General features: G+C 34.3%; 20 protein-coding genes. 16 read left to right on the forward strand and 4 right to left on the reverse strand.

All coding sequences use genetic code 11. The annotated features are described in order from the left end of the window. The first annotated feature begins 93 nt into the window (after positions 1–93). Positions 94–1,044, forward strand: a complete 951-nt coding sequence (locus BAU23_RS07310) for a CobW family GTP-binding protein (RefSeq protein WP_000613454.1) — start codon at positions 94–96, stop codon at positions 1,042–1,044. Between the two features lie 140 nt (positions 1,045–1,184). Here BAU23_RS07310 and BAU23_RS07315 read toward each other — a convergent pair whose 3' ends face one another. Together BAU23_RS07315 and BAU23_RS07320 are read right to left on the reverse strand one after the other, a co-directional pair. Next, complete coding sequence (locus BAU23_RS07315; protein ID WP_071733935.1) at positions 1,185–1,655, reverse strand: GNAT family N-acetyltransferase; 471 nt, start codon at positions 1,653–1,655, stop codon at positions 1,185–1,187. A gap of 227 nt (positions 1,656–1,882) precedes the next feature. Next, positions 1,883–2,833, reverse strand: a complete 951-nt coding sequence (locus tag BAU23_RS07320) for a metal ABC transporter substrate-binding protein (protein ID WP_071733937.1) — start codon at positions 2,831–2,833, stop codon at positions 1,883–1,885. Positions 2,834–3,099: 266 nt separating this feature from the next. On the opposite strand from BAU23_RS07320, the gene BAU23_RS29680 reads away from it, so the two are divergent. Together BAU23_RS29680 and BAU23_RS07330 are read left to right on the forward strand one after the other, a co-directional pair. Further along, positions 3,100–3,255 carry a hypothetical protein gene (locus tag BAU23_RS29680; protein ID WP_420913056.1) on the forward strand — a complete coding sequence of 52 codons (156 nt, stop codon included), beginning with the start codon at positions 3,100–3,102 and terminating at the stop codon, positions 3,253–3,255. Between the two features lie 116 nt (positions 3,256–3,371). Further along, entirely contained in the window at positions 3,372–4,031 is a 660-nt protein-coding gene (locus tag BAU23_RS07330) for an oxidoreductase (protein ID WP_001042741.1), read from the forward strand. A gap of 29 nt (positions 4,032–4,060) precedes the next feature. On the opposite strand, the gene namA is transcribed toward BAU23_RS07330, so the two are convergent. Beyond that, entirely contained in the window at positions 4,061–5,098 is a 1,038-nt protein-coding gene (gene namA, locus BAU23_RS07335; RefSeq protein ID WP_071733939.1) for an NADPH dehydrogenase NamA, read from the reverse strand. 133 nt (positions 5,099–5,231) lie between these two features. Here namA and BAU23_RS07340 point away from each other — a divergent pair, with 133 nt between their 5' ends. From BAU23_RS07340 to BAU23_RS07365, 6 genes are all read left to right on the forward strand, one after another. Next, positions 5,232–5,684, forward strand: a complete 453-nt coding sequence (locus tag BAU23_RS07340) for a methylated-DNA--[protein]-cysteine S-methyltransferase (RefSeq protein WP_016129224.1) — start codon at positions 5,232–5,234, stop codon at positions 5,682–5,684. A gap of 25 nt (positions 5,685–5,709) precedes the next feature. After that, a complete protein-coding gene (locus BAU23_RS07345; protein WP_033656562.1) occupies positions 5,710–6,699 on the forward strand; it encodes a DUF2628 domain-containing protein in 990 nt (329 codons plus the stop codon). Between the two features lie 83 nt (positions 6,700–6,782). Continuing rightward, a complete protein-coding gene (locus BAU23_RS07350; RefSeq protein WP_071733942.1) occupies positions 6,783–8,444 on the forward strand; it encodes a peptide ABC transporter substrate-binding protein in 1,662 nt (553 codons plus the stop codon). Positions 8,445–8,503: 59 nt separating this feature from the next. Continuing rightward, positions 8,504–8,920, forward strand: coding sequence for a FosBx1 family fosfomycin resistance bacillithiol transferase (gene fosB, locus BAU23_RS07355; RefSeq protein WP_000943777.1), 417 nt, complete (start codon positions 8,504–8,506; stop codon positions 8,918–8,920). A 12-nt stretch (positions 8,921–8,932) separates the two neighbouring features. Next, positions 8,933–9,478, forward strand: coding sequence for a short-chain dehydrogenase (locus BAU23_RS07360; RefSeq protein WP_071733944.1), 546 nt, complete (start codon positions 8,933–8,935; stop codon positions 9,476–9,478). Between the two features lie 13 nt (positions 9,479–9,491). Next, positions 9,492–10,103 carry a phosphoserine phosphatase 1 gene (locus tag BAU23_RS07365; protein WP_016129227.1) on the forward strand — a complete coding sequence of 204 codons (612 nt, stop codon included), beginning with the start codon at positions 9,492–9,494 and terminating at the stop codon, positions 10,101–10,103. Positions 10,104–10,150: 47 nt separating this feature from the next. Here BAU23_RS07365 and exsB read toward each other — a convergent pair whose 3' ends face one another. Then, entirely contained in the window at positions 10,151–10,777 is a 627-nt protein-coding gene (exsB, locus tag BAU23_RS07370) for an exosporium protein ExsB (protein WP_071733946.1), read from the reverse strand. A gap of 181 nt (positions 10,778–10,958) precedes the next feature. Between exsB and cotH the strand changes: the two genes are divergently transcribed. The 7 genes from cotH (at position 10,959) to BAU23_RS07405 (ending at position 18,038) form a co-directional block, all read left to right on the forward strand. Continuing rightward, positions 10,959–12,035 carry a spore coat protein CotH gene (gene cotH, locus BAU23_RS07375; RefSeq protein WP_071733948.1) on the forward strand — a complete coding sequence of 359 codons (1,077 nt, stop codon included), beginning with the start codon at positions 10,959–10,961 and terminating at the stop codon, positions 12,033–12,035. Between the two features lie 105 nt (positions 12,036–12,140). Next, a complete protein-coding gene (locus BAU23_RS07380; RefSeq protein WP_071733950.1) occupies positions 12,141–12,758 on the forward strand; it encodes an NUDIX hydrolase in 618 nt (205 codons plus the stop codon). A gap of 104 nt (positions 12,759–12,862) precedes the next feature. After that, on the forward strand, positions 12,863–13,465 hold the full coding sequence (gene uptA / locus BAU23_RS07385) for an undecaprenyl phosphate transporter UptA (RefSeq protein ID WP_000881204.1): 603 nt from the start codon (positions 12,863–12,865) through the stop codon (positions 13,463–13,465). 96 nt (positions 13,466–13,561) lie between these two features. Beyond that, positions 13,562–14,941 (forward strand): putative polysaccharide biosynthesis protein, encoded by a 1,380-nt coding sequence (locus tag BAU23_RS07390; protein WP_000678852.1) that lies wholly within the window; start codon positions 13,562–13,564, stop codon positions 14,939–14,941. 186 nt (positions 14,942–15,127) lie between these two features. Continuing rightward, entirely contained in the window at positions 15,128–16,069 is a 942-nt protein-coding gene (locus BAU23_RS07395; protein ID WP_000932386.1) for a magnesium transporter CorA family protein, read from the forward strand. Between the two features lie 199 nt (positions 16,070–16,268). Continuing rightward, positions 16,269–17,165 (forward strand): permease, encoded by an 897-nt coding sequence (locus BAU23_RS07400; protein WP_000418719.1) that lies wholly within the window; start codon positions 16,269–16,271, stop codon positions 17,163–17,165. Between the two features lie 3 nt (positions 17,166–17,168). Beyond that, the gene (locus BAU23_RS07405) at positions 17,169–18,038 is read left to right on the forward strand and encodes a TIGR03943 family putative permease subunit (protein ID WP_071733952.1); all 870 of its coding nucleotides are present in this window, start codon (positions 17,169–17,171) and stop codon (positions 18,036–18,038) included. The last annotated feature ends 52 nt before the right edge of the window (positions 18,039–18,090 follow it).

Consider the following 18,090-nt stretch of genomic DNA (forward strand, 5'->3'; position numbering starts at 1 on the left):
GGTTCGGACATACAATAAATATGTTTTGCTACAAAAACGATTTTCTCTATATGCTATAATGTAGAAACATATAGCTATAAGGAGATGTAAGGGATGATTCCAGTAACGATATTAACTGGTTTTCTTGGATCTGGGAAAACGACATTATTAAATCGTATTTTAACAGAAAATCATGGTAAAAAATTAGCAGTGATTGTAAATGAAATAGGGCAAATTGGTATTGATAATCAGCTGATTATGAATGTCGAAGAAGAGATTATGGAGATGACGAATGGATGTTTATGTTGTACTGTACGTGAAGATTTACTCGTTGCTTTAAAACAATTACTGGACGTAAAAGCTGAAGGTAAAATGGACTTTGATGGATTAGTAATTGAAACGACGGGTCTTGCAAATCCAGGTCCGATTATTCAAACATTCTTTTTAGATCCTGTTATTCAATCTGCATATCAAATTAACGGTGTTGTAACGGTAGTAGATAGTTACCATATACATAAACATTTTGAAAAAGGACTAGAAGCAAAAGAACAAATTGCATTTGCTGATGTCGTTTTAGTAAATAAATTAGATTTAGTGGATGAAAGTGAAAAGGAAAATCTATTGCAGGAACTACAAGGTATTAACCCAACTGCAAAGTTAATCGAGGCCACTAACTGTGATGTGGATATTCCATCATTACTACAAATACAAACGTTTAAAACGAAAGATACGTTACAAATTTACCCTCATAAAGAACATAACCATCTAGAAGGTGTAAAATCATTTGTATTACGTGAAGAACGTCCGTTAGATTTACAAAAATTGAATGAGTGGATGTCAGCTGTCGTTCAAGAGCTAGGGGAGTATTTATATCGTTACAAAGGAATTTTATCTATTGATGGAGTAGATAAACGTATCGTTTTCCAAGGTGTGCATACACTGTTTGCCGCTTCGTACGATAGAGAGTGGCAAGAGGGCGAAGAGCGAGTAAGTGAAGTAGTGTTTATCGGAAAAGATATTAATAAAGAATGGTTCCAAGAACATTTCCAAGAGTGTGTGAAATAAGCCTGCGTAATTGCAGGTTTATTTTTTTATACTTTGGAGAACTTCATTGAAAGAATATTAGATTGTAAAAATGGAGTATATAAGAGGAAGAAACTAAAAATAGAAATAACATTGATAAATGTATAATAAAAAGCCTGTTTTCACAGGCTCGTATTTTCATCTATTAGTAATTCCATTACAACACCTACAACTGGGCCTTCATCATCAATATCACCATTTAAACGGAAGCCAAATGACTCATATAGTCCCATTGCGAGTTTGTTGTCAGGATGTAAACTTAAATAAATTATTTTGCATTCAAATTTTTCTTGTAAGAATTGAATGAGTATGCGAAGGAAACGTTTTGCGTATCCTTTTCCTTGATATTGCTCGTCAATCATAAAGCGATCTAACCAGACACTTTTACGTTTTTCCCAATACCATCCATACATTGCATACCCTACAAGTGTTTCTCCATCATATAAACCTACTGACGTTCCGTTTCCTTCAAATAATGATTCTGCTAAAGAAAACGCATTGCTTTCAATAAATTGCTGCTGGTCTTTTGCGACGTTTAAAGCAGCTACTGAACGCCAATTTTTTGCTGTTACTTCACTAATGTGAAGAATCATAATTCCAACTCACCTTCTAAATTAATATAGCTTAAAAGCTAATATGGATAATTTTACTTGTTATTTTGGTCAAGTCAAGTGAGAACAAACAAAAAAGAAGCTGAATGGCATATTCAGCTTCTTATAAAGTGAAACTTTAATGAGTGGGGGTTTTGTTCATCCCCCACTCATTATCAGCCCGCATCAATCGGGCGTTTACTGCCCGTTAATACGGGATAAAAAGTTGATTAGTTAGTAGCTTCTTTCAATGTATTCACGTTTTCTTCCATTAAAGTAAAGTAATCTTTATTGTTCTTAGCATCATCTTCAGAAATAGTAGCAAGGTGATTTAAACGTAAAATTTTTGTGCCAGTTTCTTGTTGAATCACTGATGCTACTTTTGGAGTGGAGAATGTTTCAAATAAAATATATTTTAGACCGTGCTCTTTTACTGTTTTTGTAATGTCAGCCAGCTGTTTTTGAGATGGTTCATCAGATGCTGAAATTCCAGCGATTGGGATTTGTTTTAAACCGTATCGTTGTTCCCAGTAGCCATAAGCTGCGTGTGAAACTAATATTTCTTTCGTTTTTGCATTTGCAATGACAGCTTTAAATTGATCATCTAAATCAGTAAATTTTGTTTGTAGTGCTGCAAAGTTTTTTTCGAACTCTTTTTTATGTTCAGGCTGTAATTCTACAAGTGCATTTTTAATTTTTTCTGCTTGTTTCATCGCAAGAGTAGGATCTATCCAAACGTGTGGGTCTTTATCATGATGATGTTCATCTTCTTTATGACCGTCTCCATGATCGTGCTGCTCTTCTTCAGATGAAGCACGAAGTTCGATATCTTTAGATGCATTTACAATTTTTACGTTTTCTTTTTTTAATGATTTTTCCATTTTTTCGGCAAATGGTTCTAATTCTGCGCCGTTATAAACAAATAAATCGGCTTTCGCGACTTGTACAGTCTGCTTTTGACTTGGTTCAAATGTATGAGAATCCGCACCAGGTGGGTAAATTGTTTCTACATTTACATAATCACCACCGATTTTTTTTGCAAAGTCAGCGAGTGGGAAAATGGTTGTATAAACAGAAAGTTTCCCATCTTTTTTCGCTGCACCTTCTTTGTTGTTAGAACATCCAGCAAAGATGAGTGTGAAAATAAGTATAAATGAAAATAGAGCTAATTTTTTAGGCATATAATTCTCCTCTTTTCTTTTTTACAATTATATTTTCTCCAAATATTAGAAGAAAATAGCGTTTTAATGCAAAACGGAATAATTACGTTTTAGTGCGCGAACCTAGTATAATACATCTTTATGAAAGTTGCAATAAATAATAATCATTACGATTTGATTTTGTTATAAATTTGTCAAAAAGAACGGTATTAATTTTTATTATTAGTGCATATGTGACAATGTTACTTTCATATATTGGGAGGGAGCAGAAAAAAGGGGATGAGTGCTTGGGTTACTTCATGGAGGCCATCTTATTAATACTTGCGGTCGTTTTGCCATTATCTTTTGTTTTAATTTTTTTAAGGAGATTAATAAGTAATTTAGGAGGTGCTACAACAATAACGAAATTACCAATGGAAGAAAAAGAAAAGAAAAAAGAGTAAGTAAAGCACTATGCGTACGCATAGTGCTTTACTTATGGTAAAATGGGAGAACGGAAACTCCTGTTAGCGACGAATAGCTATAGGGGAGAATAGTAAATAAAGAGGTATACACATATATGAATAAGCGAACAGCGTTAGTACTTGGTGCAAGTGGGTTAGTTGGACAAGAAATAACGCGACTATTACTTGACTCAGATTACTACGATTCGGTTACTATTTTTGTAAGGGAACCATTACAATTACAACATGAGAAATTACAGCAGAAACAGGTGGATTTTTCAGTGTTAGAGGAATATAAAGAATTTTTTGCAGTAGATGATGTATTCAGTTGTTTAGGGACAACGATAAAAAAAGCGAAGTCGAAGGCGAATTTTAAAAAAGTAGATTATGAATATACATTGCGAGCTGCTTGCTTAGCTGAAAAACAGGGCGTGCAAAATTTTCTTGTTATTTCATCAATGGGAGCGAAACCTAAATCATTCTTCTTTTACTCGCAAGTGAAGGGGAGGATGGAAGAGGAGCTGAAAAAGCTAGTTATTGGTGGCATACACATTTTTAGGCCTTCATTATTAGTAGGAAATCGACAAGAATATCGTTTTGGAGAAAGAATGGCTGAGAAATTATCTCGTATTCTTCCGTTTATATTTAAAGGAGCTTTTAAAAAGTACAAACCAATTTCAGCTAAAGATGTGGCGAAAGGAATGTATATAACGGCGCTACGAGAGGAATCGGGTATCCATATTTATAATTCAAATGAAATTACAACTATAGAATAAATAAAACCGAGAAGAATGACTTCTCGGTTTTATTTATTAGTTTTAATGTTTCCAGGTGCTCGTCGGTACTGATATGGTTCTTGTAATTCAAAGCCTAGTTCATTGGCGACTATTCTTGGGAAGTATGGATTGCGAAGTAACTCACGTCCGATAAAAATTAAATCTGCCTCGTTAGTTTTTAAAATTTGCTCTGCTTGTGATCCAGTTGTAATTAATCCTACTGCGCCTGTTGCAATGTTAACATGTTCCTTAATATGTTTAGCATATTGTACTTGATACCCAGGATACACATCAATATGTGCCGGTACAACAGCACCAGAACTACAATCGATTAAATCGACCCCCTGTTCTTTCATCCATCCTGTATACTGTACATAATCTTGAACCGTTAACCCGTCAGGATGATAATCATTTGCCGAAATACGAACAAATAACGGTCCGTTCCAAACTGCATTTACAGAGTCAATGATTTCGCGTAAGAAACGATAGCGATTTTCAGGTGAGCCCCCGTATTCATCAGTCCGCTTATTGGAAAGTGGAGAAAGAAATTCATTAATAAGATAACCGTGAGCGCCGTGTAATTCAATAATGTCAAATCCCGCTTGTTTAGAGCGGAAAGCTGCTTTTTGAAAAGCAGAAACAGTTTCTTTAATTTGCTGTTTATTCATTTCTACTGGTATTTTCATTCCGTCGCTAAATGGAATTGCTGAGGGAGCGAAAGCGTCTGTTTCTAATTCAGCCTTTCTTCCGGCATGAGCGAGTTGAATGGCTGCTTGTGCACCGTTATCATGTATAAAAGTTGTCGTTTTATGTAAGCCTTCAATTAGACTGTCATCCCAAATGCCTAGGTCTTTGTTAGAAATTCGACCTTCAGGTAACACAGCTGTTGCTTCAATCATAACTAGACCTACTTGACCAGCAGCCCTGGTTCCATAATGGATGAGATGAAAATTAGTTATTTGGCCATCCTCATTCTCTGATGAATACATGCACATAGGCGACATAACGATACGGTTTTTTAGTGTAACGTCCTTAATTGTATAGGGTGAAAAAAGTTGGGAATGCATCAAATAGCCTCCTTGATTGAATTTTCTTACATTGTATCATTCTCTTTTTTGTTTCCCTAACAAAACGCTTATACGAAAAATTTTGTCTATTCGTGTTACAATGACTAATATGAAATGAATTGGAGGATGACATATGTATCAGGCATATTATGAAAGTGAATTAGGTTTGCTGGAAATTACAGCGAATGATAAAGGAATTACGTCTGTTATATTTGTTGATGAACGACAAGAAGAACGTACAAATGAAATGATAAATCAGTGTATAAATGAGCTAGAGGAATATTTTAAGGGGAAAAGAAAAGAGTTCACGGTTCCGTTGTCTGCTGAGGGAACATTATTTCAAAAAAATGTATGGGATGCGCTCTATACTATTCCGTACGGCGTAAGTGCTTCATATTTAGATATTGCGGAGAAGGTCGGCAATACAAAAGCTGTACGAGCGATAGGAGGAGCAAATAGCCGGAATCCAATTTCAATTATCGTTCCATGTCACCGTGTAATAGGAAAGAGTGGAAAGCTTGTTGGGTATGCGGGTGGTTTATGGAGGAAAGAGTGGTTATTGAAGCATGAAGGTATTTTAAAATGAAGTGTGGATGGAAAGAGGGATCGTTTTGAAATGTATAAATTGTGGGCGACCTTGTACTAATGATCAGTTAAATTGTGCAAATTGTCAACGGAATTTGCATAATGAACAAGGGGAAAGTAGCTCGTTAATAGACAAAGAATTAGAAGTATATGTAGGGAGACAATATCCGTATTACAAAAGAAAATGGGAGCTTGAGAACAAGCGAATTGCTAGGTGGAGCTGGAATGGTTTGGCTACTATTTTCAATGTAGGTTGGCTTGGATATCGTAAGCATTATTTACCTGCTGCTTTATTTATACTGTTATTAGTAGCATGTGATGCGTTTTCTTATTATATGGGGTTCAATGTAGCATTGCCAATCATTAATATGGTGCCTCTTACGTTTTTATTACTCGTTTTTATTCTATTTGGGATGGGGATTTTTGCGAATGGATTATATTATCAATTTGCAGAAAGGCGTATATATCGAATAAAAGCACGGGGAATTAAAGATGAATCGGTTGAAAATTATCTTATCCGTGATAGTGGTGGAACGAGTAAAATGGGAGCAACAATCGTAACTATTTTAGCAGTTGCTAGCCTTCTTTTAAGCCATTTCTTTTTTCCGACTGATCGAGATATTATACAAAAAGTACGTACAAGTTCGCTTTATGAATATCCATTCTTTTCGATTGGTGAATCGTTTGAAAGCTATTTTCAAAATTCAGGGTGGATATATTATCGTGGATCGGAAGGTATGGAATTAGTAGAATTTCAAGGATACAGCCCAGGGATGCCAAGACAAAAAGTTACGATTCAATTTATTGTTGATTATAAATTGAGTGAAATTGAACCATACTCCCTTACGATTAATGGTGAATCTAAAAATGAAGAAGAGTTTTTGAAGATGATGGAAGAAATATTCAAGGTTCAAAATCCGTTTGAAATAGAGGATGGATTGCAAGTAAAAGTGATAGAAAAAGAAGCGGATGGAAAGAACTTTCTATCTGCTTCTTTTTTTGTGTGTGAAAAATAATATTTGAAATAATCTGAATTTTTTGTATAATAATATGTATTATACTAGCTTTCATTTATACATATAGATTGGGGGAAGGAAGAATGAAGAGAAAGGTAACAACGATTGCTGCAGTTGCATTATCAACTAGTGTATTGGTTGCAGGTTGCGGAAATGGGGAGAAGGCATCTACAACAAAGAAAGAAGCAGGTAAGGGAGTAGCAGATAAGCAAGTATTAAACTTACTAGAAACAGCAGAAATTCCTTCAATGGATACATCAAAATCAACGGATTCAGTATCATTCCGGGCCTTTGTAAATGCAATGGAAGGGCTATATCGTTTAGATAAGGACAATAAGCCAACTCCAGGTATGGCAAAAGATGTGAAGATTAGTGAGGATAAAACGACATATACATTTGAATTACGAGATGCGAAATGGTCTAATGGTGATCCAGTTCGAGCACAAGACTTTGTATATGCATGGCAACGTGCATTAGATAAAGCAACGGCAGCTGAGTATGCATTTATTTTATTTGATGTGAAAAATGCACAGAAAGTAAATAAAGGAGAATTACCGCTAGATCAATTAGGAGTGAAAGCGAAGGATGATAAAACGTTAGTAGTAGAATTAGAACAACCAGCACCATATTTCCTTGAGCTGACTTCATTCCCGACATTTTTCCCTTTAAATGAAAAATATGTAAAAGAACAAGGGGATAAATATGCATTAGAAGCAGATAAATTATTATACAATGGACCATTTACTATGAGTCAATGGAAACATGAACAAAGTTATCAGTTAAAGAAAAACCCTAATTATTGGGATAAAGATACTGTAAAGTTAGAAGAAATTAATGTAAGTATTGTGAAAGAAACGAGCACAGGAGTAAATTTATATGATAGTGATCAAGCAGATCGAGTTATTTTAAGTTCTGAATTTGTTGATAAATATAAAAAGAATAAGCCAGATGAATTTAAAACAAAGTTAGATCCACGTATGTATTTCTTGCGCTTTAACCAAAAAAATGCAACATTTAAAAACCAAAAAGTACGTGAAGCAATTGATTTGGCATATGATAAAAAAGGAATTGCGAATGTTATTTTAAATGACGGATCATTGCCAGCATATTTCTTAGTACCTGAAAAATTTACGACAGGGCCAGATGGGAAAGATTTCCGTTCTGTAAATAAAAATTTCCGTGACAGTAAAGATAATGCAGAAAAAGCAAAAAAATTATGGGAAGAAGCGAAGAAAGAACTTGGCCAAGATACAATTACAGTAGAATTTCTGAATGATGATAACGGTAGCCGTAAAAAAGTGGGCGACTTTATTAAAGAAGAGTTAGAGAAAAATTTACCGGGTCTAAAAGTGAATTTGAAACAACAACCATATAAGCAGAAGCTAGATTTAGAAAAGAAATTTGAATATGAATTCTCATTATCTGCTTGGAGTCCAGATTATCCAGATCCAATGACTTATATTGATATGTTTGTAACGGGAAGCTCATTTAATGAAATGGATTATTCTAATCCGAAGTATGATGATTTAGTAGCAAAATCAAAAGGAGAATTATTAAAAGATGATGCAGCACGCTGGAAAGCACTTGCGGAAGCTGAAAAAATCTTAATTGGTCAAGACGCTGCAATCTCACCTACGTATCAACAAAGTACGGCTTATTTAGAGAAGACATATGTAAAAGGTATCGCTAACCATACGTTTGGTGGAGACTTCAGTTATAAATGGGCATATATTACAAAGAAATAGTATAATAAAAGATGAGTGAATTTTCGCTCATCTTTTATTTGTATAAGGGGGAGCTATAGTTGTTAAGGGGAATCAATCATCTCTGTTTTTCGGTTTCAGATTTAGAAAAATCTATTGTGTTTTACGAAAAGATACTAGAAGGAGAATTATTGGTTAAAGGAAGAAAGCTTGCATATTTTAATATATGCGGAGTGTGGGTAGCACTTAATGAAGAGGTACATATTCCAAGAAATGAGATTCATCAATCTTATACGCACATTTCATTCACTGTAGAACAAGAAGATTTTAATTGTTTGTTAAAGCGATTAGAAGAAAATGAAGTTCATATTTTAAAGGGCAGAGAACGAGATGTGAGAGATTGTGAATCTATATATTTTCAAGATCCAGATGGCCATAAATTTGAGTTTCATTCAGGGACACTGCAAGACCGACTTAATTATTATAGGGAAGAGAAACCTCATATGACATTTTACTAAGGGGGGAAGAAGTTGCATGCACTTGTAATTGGTGGAACAGGAATGTTAAAGAAAGTTTCTGGGTGTCTTTGTGATCAAGGATTTCGTGTGTCTGTTATTGGACGAGATGAAGTGAAATTAGAAAATGTTAAGCAAGCGAGTATTACACCAGAAAATATCACATGTCTTCCTTTAGATTATCATAATGACGATGATCTAAAGCGATCTATTACAAATACAATTGAACAGAATGGTCCAATTACATTAGTTGTTGCATGGGTACATTCGAGTGCTAAGCATGCATTGCGACTCATTTGTAATGAGGTTGAATTGTCATCGGAAAAGTACAGTTTATTTCATATATTAGGTAGTAGTGCATCGCGTACGAAGTCACAAAAAATAGGTGGTAGATTATGTCGTTATCATAGAATTATATTAGGTTTTATTATAGAAGATACATATGGAAGATGGCTTACACATGAAGAGATATCAGATGGAGTAATAAAGGGGATTGAAAGTAAATACGATGAATGGATTGTCGGGAGAGTAGAGCCGTGGGAATCACGGCCAAAATGGTAAGGGGGCATGGGAAATGAAGACAACGGTATATGTAACAAGGCACGGTGAGACAGAATGGAATGTAGCAGGGCGGATGCAAGGACGGAAAAATTCAGCATTAACAGAGAATGGTATGATACAAGCGAAACAATTAGGGGAGCGTATGAAGGATTTACCACTCCATGCCATATATAGTAGTCCAAGCGAAAGAACGCTTCATACTGCTGAATTGATTAAAGGGGAACGCGATATTCCAATTATAGAAGATGAACGTTTCTATGAAATAAATATGGGGATATGGGAAGGGCAAACAATTGCTGATTTGGAAATGCAATATCCAGAAGAAGTACATTTATTTTGGAATGAACCACATCTTTTTCAATCAACATCAGGGGAAAACTTTACGGCCGTTCATAAAAGAGTAATTGAAGGGATACACTTTCTTTTAGAAAAACATAAAGGAGAAAATATTTTAATAGTTACTCATGCTGCAGCAGCGAAACTACTTGTAGGACATTTTGCAGGTCTTGAAATTGAACATGTATGGGGAGAGCCATTTATGCATAGCGCGAGTCTTAGTGTGATTGAATTTGATGAAGATCTTGGTAAAGTAAAACAATTTGCAGATATAAGTCATTTTCAGTAAACGTAAAAAAGGTCGCAAAGCGACCTTTTTTTGGTGGGCATAAAAAACTAGCAATTACGTTTTTTATACCAGAAGTGATCGAATTTTTTATTCTTGCAAGAAGAAGACTTGTGTCTGCTATCTTTGCAATCGTCCCATTTGTGCCCATCATCATGACAGTCCTTACCATGATCCCACGAATCATCACAAGAACCATGATGGCTATGAGGGAAAAATACACATTTTTTACAGAAACATCGTTTTGTCCAGAAACATTTCTTTTCAAAGCGAACGCATTTTGTAACGAAAGTACATTTTTTCACGCGAGTACGTTTTGTAACTATAACGCATTCTTTTCTGCGAGTAACCTTTGTAACGAAAGTCCATTTTTGAACGCGTACACGAGTACATTTTGTAACAAAAGTCCATTTTTTTACATGAGTACATTTTGTAACGAAAGTACAATGTTTCACGCGAGTACATCTTGTTCTTGTACATTTACGCCCTGTTGTACATTTACGCCCTGTTGTACATTTACGCCCTGTTGTACATTTACGCCCTGTTGTACATTTACACCCTGTTGTACATTTATGATGATCATCATCGCAATCAAAAGTACTTGGATCTTGGTGTAAGAAATCCTCCATCCCAGCACTTTTGATTTCTTCAACAGCTTTTCTAATGTCACGTTTCATAGAAATCCTCCTTATCGTGTATTAAATTGAACAAGTATTCTTTTTCCTTAACATGATATGAGATTAGGTTTCTTTCTGAACAAGACAAGAGTGTAATTTTATATAAATAGATGATAGCGGATGTATGGACAAGACAAGGCGCATACATTGAATGAAGAGAATAGAGAAGGGATGAGAATATATGCTACCTTCATATGAATTTTTTATTCATCCAATGTACTTAGTGGAAATGAAAAAAGACATTTGGTCAGATAGTCCAGTGCCAGCAAAGTTAACATATGGAAAAAAGAAGTATGATATTGATATCGTTTATCGGGGTGCTCATATTCGTGAGTTTGAGAAAAAGTCATATCATGTTCAGTTTTATAAACCGAAAAAATTTCTAGGTGTGAAGGAATTTCATTTAAACTCTGAATTTATGGATCCATCCCTTATTCGTAACAAATTATCATTAGACTTTTTTAATGATATTGGGGTACTTTCACCGAAGTCACAGCATGTGTTTATAAAAATAAATGGTCAAACCCAAGGTGTATATTTACAGTTAGAATCGGTTGATGAAAACTTTTTAAAAAGTAGAGGGTTGCCGAGTGGTTCTATTTATTATGCGATAGATGATGACGCAAATTTTTCTCTAATGAGCGAGAGAGATAAAGATGTTAAAACTGAGCTTTTTGCAGGGTATGAATTTAAATGTTCGAATGAAAATAGTGAAGAGCAACTTAGTGAATTCGTTTTTCAAGCAAATACATTATCGAGGGATGATTATGAAAAAGGGATTGGAAAATACCTTAATGTTGATAAATATTTACGTTGGTTAGCGGGAGTTATTTTGACTCAAAACTTTGATGGTTTTGTTCATAACTATGCACTGTATCATAATGATGAAACAAATTTATTTGAAGTGATACCGTGGGATTACGATGCGACTTGGGGGCGGGATGTACAAGGGAGACCACTTAATCATGAGTACATTCGGATTCAAGGGTATAATACGTTAAGTGCAAGATTGTTAGATATACCTGTTTTTAGAAAACAATATCGAAGTATTTTGGAAGAAATATTAGAAGAACAATTTACCGTTTCGTTTATGATGCCGAAAGTAGAAGGTTTGTGTGAATCGATTCGTCCATATTTACTACAAGATCCATATATGAAAGAAAAATTAGAAACATTTGATCAAGAAGCTGATATGATTGATGAATATATAAATAAAAGAAGGAAGTATATACAAGACCACTTACATGAATTAGATTAATTTTGAAAGAGATTGAAACATTATCAATCTCTTTTTTTGTATAATAAAGATGTATCAATTGAATTGACGTAATATTTATTTAATAAAGAATGGAGATGTGGAAACATGACGGTCAAGTGGATTGATTGGGTAAAACAAATACAATCTATAGCTCAAGCGGGTTTAACGTATTCTAAGGATGTGTATGATATAGAGCGTTTCCAACAATTACGGGATATTTCCATTTCGATGATGTCACATTACACAAAGACAGATTGGGAAGTTGTAGAGAAGTTATTTGCAAGTGAGACAGGCTATCAAACACCTAAAGTTGATATACGGGCAGTTATTTTTCAAAATGAAAAACTATTATTTGTGAAAGAAAAAAGTGATAGGAAATGGGCATTGCCAGGTGGATGGGCTGATGTTGGTTATACGCCAACAGAAGTAGCAGCAAAAGAAGTTTTAGAGGAGACGGGTTATGAAGTAGATGATTTTAAGCTACTCGCTATATTTGATAAAGAAAAACATCAACCATCACCTTCAGCAACGCATGTATATAAGATTTTTATTGGCTGTAATATTGTTGGTGGGGAAAAGAAAGTTAGTATTGAAACAGAAGAAATAGAGTTTTTTGGTGAAGATGAATTACCGGATTTATCAATTGCTAGAAATACAGGAGAGCAAATTAAAGAAATGTTTGCCTACATGAAAGACCCGCAGAAAGAAAAAATAATAGATTAATACTGCTAGAATTGTACATATTGTTAAAATGAAGATATTGGCAGAATGCAACCTTTATGTAATAATGGGATGGTATGTGAAGAAAAAAGGAGATAGAAAATAAAATGTTAGCAAGCATAATAGATCAGTTATTGCAATTTTTTGCAAGCCTAGGTTACTTTGGAGTAGCGCTAGCTTTAATGATTGAAATTATCCCGAGTGAAATTGTACTTTCGTATGCTGGCTTTTTAGTCGCAGATGGTAAAATTAGCTTTGTCGGTGCAGTTATTGCTGGAACAATCGGTGGTACTTTAGCTCAAATCTTTTTATATTGGCTTGGATACTATGGAGGACGTCCAGTTGTAGAGAAATATGGAAAATATCTACTTATTAATAAACACCATTTAGACATAGCAGAAAATTGGTTTAAGCGTTACGGAGCTGGAGTAATATTTTCGGCACGTTTTATCCCAATTGTACGTCATGCAATCTCTATTCCGGCAGGACTAGCTAAGATGCCATTAAAACTTTTCACACTGTATACAGTTGTAGCGATTATTCCATGGTCAATACTATTTATATACTTAGGTGAAAAGCTTGGTGGAAATTGGCGACATATTAAAGAGTATGCATCTGATTACACACATTACATAATTATAGGAGCTGTTCTCTTTGTTGCTCTATACTTTGGTTTAAAGTATTTAAAAAAGAAAAAAGCAGCGCGTTAAAGTCAATGATTTTTCATTGGCTTTTTTATTTGTTTCGGTTCTAAAAAAAAGGAGTTGTCCATAATGTGTAATAATAAAGCGTAGCGGGGGAATGTGATGAAAGGATCACCGTTTTTACGTGGAACGATATTTTTAACGATGGCAACGATGATATCTAAGATGTTAGGGTTCATATATGTTATCCCATTTACAGCAATGGTAGGTACGAGTGGGTACGTATTATATACGTATGCATACCGTCCTTATACAATTATGCTTAGTATTGCGACGATGGGATTGCCACTTGCCGTTTCAAAAATGGTATCAAAATATGATCAATTGAATGATTATCATACGGTTAAAAGAGTATTAAAGAGTGGTATCGTTTTTATGTTTATAATGGGAGTTATTTCATGTTTTACACTATATATATTAGCTCCACATTTAGCTAAACTTGTAATTGATGGTAATGATCAAACCGGGAATAGTATAACGGCGGTCGCAAATAACATTCAAATTGTAAGTTTTGCGCTAATACTTGTACCAGTAATGAGTTTGTTAAGGGGCTTCTTTCAAGGATTTCAATCGATGGGGCCTTCTGCACTAAGTGTAGTTGTTGAGCAATTTTTTCGGGTCTTAACCATTTTAATAGGAAGTTTTGTTGTTTTATATGTTTTAAAAGAGTCTATTTCGCTAGCGGTCGGTATTTCAACGTTTGGTGCATTTATGGGAGCTATAGGTGGATTAACGGTTTTAAGTGCGTATTATGTAAAAAGGAGAAGGCACTTAAAGAAAAAAGAGATGGCAAGTATACAACAAACAACGAAATCTTTTTTCTCGTTATATAGGGAGCTCTTTACATATTCAATACCGTTTGTTGTGGTTGGTTTAGCAATTCCGTTGTATCAGACAATTGATACATTTACAATTAATAAACTACTTATACAAATAGGATATATGCAAGGAGAAGCTGAAAAGATTAATGCGATAATTGGTCTTGTTCAGATGGTTGTACTCATTCCAGTTTCCGTTGCGACCGCTTTTAGTATGTCTCTTGTACCGGAGATGACGAAAGCTTATACAGCAGGAAATACAAAATTGTTGTACAAACATTTTACGAGGACGAATGTATTAGTAGTAGGGATTACGGTACCAGCCGCAATTGGGATGATGGTATTAGCTAAGCCAGTATATACTCTTTTATTTGGTGCCGGAAATGATCCGGAGATGGGGAGAATCATTTTACAGTACTATGCTCCTGCTTGTATACTATTTTCACTCTTCACAGTAACGGCTGCAATGCTACAAGGAATCAATCAACAGCAGAAAACAGTGCTAGGATTAGTAATCGGAATAATTGTAAAGATAGTTTTAAATATTGTATTGCTACCGTATTTTGATTATGTGAGTTTTATTATTTCAACATATGCTGGCTATACGATTTCAGTCGGCTTTAACTTGTGGATGCTTTCTAAATATGTTATAAAGGCAACATAAGCTTTTTTAAAGGCAGAGAATACTCTGTCTTTTTCTATGTTTACAAGATTTTTCTTAAAAAAACGTTTTCAAAATAATTTTTCTATTGAAATTTAATCGTTTGTTCCATATGCTGAAAATAGCGGTTCAAAAACTGTTGTTTAAGTGAGGTAGATTCCTACATGTAAAAAGAATCGGGGTGATAGTATGTTAAATATTTATTTAACAGACCGAAACGGAAAACTACAAGAGATTGAGGAAATGCAAAAGGGCTGCTGGATTAATGTACTTCATCCAACAGAAGAAGAAATTCAGTATCTAGTACAAACTTTAAATGTAGACTTAGATTTCATTAAAGACCCTTTGGATGATGAAGAACGCTCTCGTATTGAAAAAGAAGACAATAATACTTTAATTATCGTGGATATTCCGACAGTCAGACATGATGAAGAAGGAAATTCAATTTATGACACGATTCCAATAGGTATGATTGTAATGCCAGATTGTTTTGTTACTATTTGCTTAGAAGAAAATCCAATTTTTGAACGATTTATTAATCAACGTATTAAAGAATTTTATACGTTTAAAAAGACGCGCTTCGCACTTCAGCTCTTATATACAATTTCTACTTATTATTTAAGATACTTAAAGCAAATTAATCGAAAAACAATCGATTTAGAGCACCAATTAAATAAGTCGATGAAAAATAAAGAAATTTTCACATTGCTAGGTCTAGAAAAAAGTTTAGTTTACTTTACAACATCATTAAAGGCCAATAAGATTGTAATTCAAAAATTAATGCGAAACAGTACATTTTTGAAAATGTATGAAGATGATCAAGATTTACTAGAAGATGTATTAATTGAGAATAAGCAGGCTATTGAAATGGCGGAAATATATAGTCACATTTTAAGTGGAATGATGAATACATTTAGTTCGGTTATATCAAATAATTTAAATAGTGTTATGAAACTGTTGACTTCAATTACAATCATTTTATCATTACCAACGATGGTTTCTAGTTTCTTTGGAATGAATGTAAAGGTCCCGTTTGAAGGGGAAGCACATGGTTTTGTAATTGTACTTATTATATGTGTAACATTATCTTTCACTTTAGCATTTGTTTTTTGGAAGAAACGTTACTTTTAATGATAGGAAAGCTGATCTAGCATAGTTATAAAACTGCGCTAGATCAGCTTTTTTTGCTATGAAATCTCAATTTTGGAACAGAATATATATTGTAAAATGTAATGTGTATGAAGGTTGTGAATTCTGTATAACCCTTGTTCAAATAATAAAATGGGGTTAAAATTACATATTGTTAAAGAAAAGTTGGAGGAAATACATCATGGAATTGTTTCAATTACCGAAAGCATTCCTGCAAATGAATACAATCTTTATCTCAATATTAATCGAAGCACTTCCGTTTGTGCTAATTGGTGTATTTATTTCAGGATTCATTCAAATGTTTGTGACAGAAGATATGGTGGCAAAATGGATGCCGAAGAACCGATTTCTGTCTGTTTTATTAGCTACTTTTTTAGGCATGATGTTTCCTGGATGTGAATGTGGAATTGTTCCGATTGTAAGACGATTAATCGGAAAAGGCGTTCCACCATACGCAGGGATTGCATTTATGTTAACTGGACCGATTATTAATCCAGTTGTACTATTTGCAACATATGTTGCTTTTGGAAGTAGTATGCACATGGTATGGTATCGTTCTATTGTAGCGATTATCGTAGCAATTATTGTTGGAATTATATTATCATTTATGTTTAAAGAACATCAATTAAGAGATGATCACTTCCCAGAAGTGAATCATAAGCGTCCATTACGTACAAAAATGTGGGATGTATGTACACATGCTGTTGAGGAATTTTTCTCAATGGGGAAATATTTAGTGTTAGGAGCGTTAATTGCTGCTGCAGTTCAAACGTTTGTACAAACTTCAACATTGCTTGCTATTGGACAAGGTCCGTTTTCTTCATCAGCTGTAATGATGGGACTTGCTTTTATTTTATCACTTTGTTCAGAGGCAGATGCATTTATTGCTTCTTCGTTCCAAAGTACATTTTCAACAGCGTCACTTGTCGCGTTCCTCGTTTATGGACCGATGGTGGATATTAAAAATATGTTTATGATGCTTGCAACATTTAAAACAAAATTTGTAATTGTCGTGACGGTTACAGTTACACTTGTTGTATATGCAAGCTCACTACTCATTTATGCGATGGGGTGGTAGGTTATGTTTCGAGCATATATATTATTAGGTTTTACAATATTAATTGGACAGCTTCATATTTCCGGTAACATTACGAAGTATATAAATATGAAGTACGCCTATTTATCAAAAACTGCAGCTATTATTTTAGGTTTCTTAACGATTGTACAAATTATTATCGTTTTCCAAAAAGAGCACCAAAAGGAAAAAGAGAAACGTGATTGTAGTTGTGATCATAGCCATTGCGGTCATGATCATTCGAAAGATGAGAATACATGGTGGAAAAAAGTATTTTCGTATTCATTGTTCTGTTTTCCAATCATTTCAGGTTTGTTTTTCCCGATTGCAACATTAGATTCGGACATTGTTAAAGCGAAAGGTTTTCATTTCCCTGTTGCCCAAGCGGAAAGTAAAGATCCATTTATGACAAGACAATTTTTAAGACCGGATACGAGTATTTATTACGGGAAAGAAGGATATCGTGGTGTAATGGAAAAAGGGAAGAAAGAGTTTGTTACGAAAGATAATATCACTTTAAAAGATGAAGATTTCTTAAAGGGTATGGAGACAATTTATAATTATCCTGGTGAATTTACTGGTAAAACCCTGTCTTATAAAGGATTTGTTTTCCGAGATGATTCTTCTAAAAAGGAACAATATTTCTTATTCCGTTTCGGTATTATACATTGTGTTGCGGATTCGGGTGTATATGGTATGTTAGTTAAAAAACCAGAAGGTGTAGAGTGGAAAAATGATGATTGGATTCAGGTAGAGGGAGAAATTTCAACTGAATTTTATCAGCCGTTCCATGCAAATATTCCTGTTTTAGAGGTAACGAAATGGAATAAAGTTGAACAGCCGAAAGAACAATATGTATTTAGAGGAGCCGATTGATAAAATCGGTTCTTTTTTATGGACTAAAAGTTCTAAAAATTGTTAATATTAA

It is taken from the genome of Bacillus nitratireducens, assembly GCF_001884135.1.
GTDB classification, from domain to species: Bacteria; Bacillota; Bacilli; order Bacillales; family Bacillaceae_G; genus Bacillus_A; species Bacillus_A nitratireducens.